General features: G+C 69.0%; 1 protein-coding gene. It reads left to right on the top strand.

Annotated elements, in window-relative coordinates; all coding sequences use genetic code 11:
* On the top strand, window positions 1-1,387 hold a 1,387-nt coding region (locus tag ACIBN2_RS46720), incomplete at its 5' end, for a sugar porter family MFS transporter (RefSeq protein ID WP_399143899.1).
* Window positions 1,388-1,395 lie beyond the last annotated feature (8 nt).

Here is a 1,395-nt window from a genome sequence, read left to right as displayed (position 1 = left end):
CGCCACGGCTCATCCCGAACATCTCGGGCGCGTCGTCTTCATCGCGGCGGCGGCCGCCATGGGCGGTTTCCTCTTCGGATACGACAGTTCCGTGATCAACGGCGCGGTCGAGGCCATCCGCGACCGCTACGACATCGGCTCCGCGGCCCTCGCCCAGGTCATCGCCGTCGCCCTGATCGGCTGTGCCGTCGGCGCCGCGACCGCCGGCCGGATAGCCGACCGCATCGGGCGCATCCGGTGCATGCAGATCTCCGCCGTGCTCTTCACGATCAGCGCCGTCGGTTCGGCGCTGCCCTTCGCCCTCTGGGACCTCGCCTTCTGGCGGATCGTCGGCGGCTTCGCCATCGGCATGGCCTCGGTCATCGGCCCGGCCTACATCGCCGAGGTCGCCCCGCCCGCGTACCGCGGCCGGCTCGGCTCCTTCCAGCAGGCCGCGATCGTCATCGGCATCGCCGTCTCGCAGCTGGTCAACTGGGGCCTGCTCAACGCCGCCGGCGGCGACCAGCGCGGCACCCTGCTCGGCGTGGAGGCCTGGCAGGTCATGCTCGGCGTGATGGTGATCCCGGCCGTCGTCTACGGCCTGCTCTCCTTCGTCATCCCCGAGTCCCCCCGCTTCCTCATCTCCGTCGGCAAGCGCGCCCGCGCCCGGGAGATCCTCGCCGAGGTCGAGGGCGGGCAGGCCGCGCACCTGGACGCCCGGGTCGGCGAGATCGAGCACGCGATGACGAGCGAGCACAAGTCCTCCTTCAAGGACCTGCTCGGCGGCGGTTTCTTCTTCAAGCCGATCGTCTGGGTCGGCATCGGCCTGTCGGTCTTCCAGCAGTTCGTCGGCATCAACGTCGCCTTCTACTACTCCTCGACGCTGTGGCAGTCGGTCGGCGTCGACCCGACGGACTCGTTCTTCTACTCGTTCACGACGTCGATCATCAACATCGTCGGCACCGTGATCGCCATGATCTTCGTGGACCGCGTCGGCCGCAGGCCGCTGGCCCTGATCGGCTCGGTCGGCATGGTCGTCGGTCTCGCGCTGGAGGCCTGGGCCTTCTCCCACCACCTGGTCGACGGCAAGCTCCCGGCCGCACAGGGCTGGACCGCCCTGATCGCCGCGCACATCTTCGTCCTCTTCTTCGCCATGTCCTGGGGCGTGGTCGTCTGGGTCATGCTCGGCGAGATGTTCCCGAACAAGATCCGCGCCGCGGCGCTGGGCGTCGCCGCCTCCGCGCAGTGGATCGCCAACTGGGCCATCACCGCGAGCTTCCCGTCGCTGTCCGACTGGAACCTCTCCGCGACCTACGTGATCTACACGGCCTTCGCGGCGCTCTCCATCCCGTTCGTCCTGAAGTTCGTGAAGGAGACGAAGGGCAAGGCGCTGGAGGAGATGGGCTGAGGCCCCCC

This window comes from Streptomyces sp. NPDC050534, from assembly GCF_044457745.1.
Taxonomy (GTDB): Bacteria; Actinomycetota; Actinomycetes; order Streptomycetales; family Streptomycetaceae; genus Streptomyces.
This window is presented reverse-complemented; position numbering and strand designations above follow the sequence as displayed.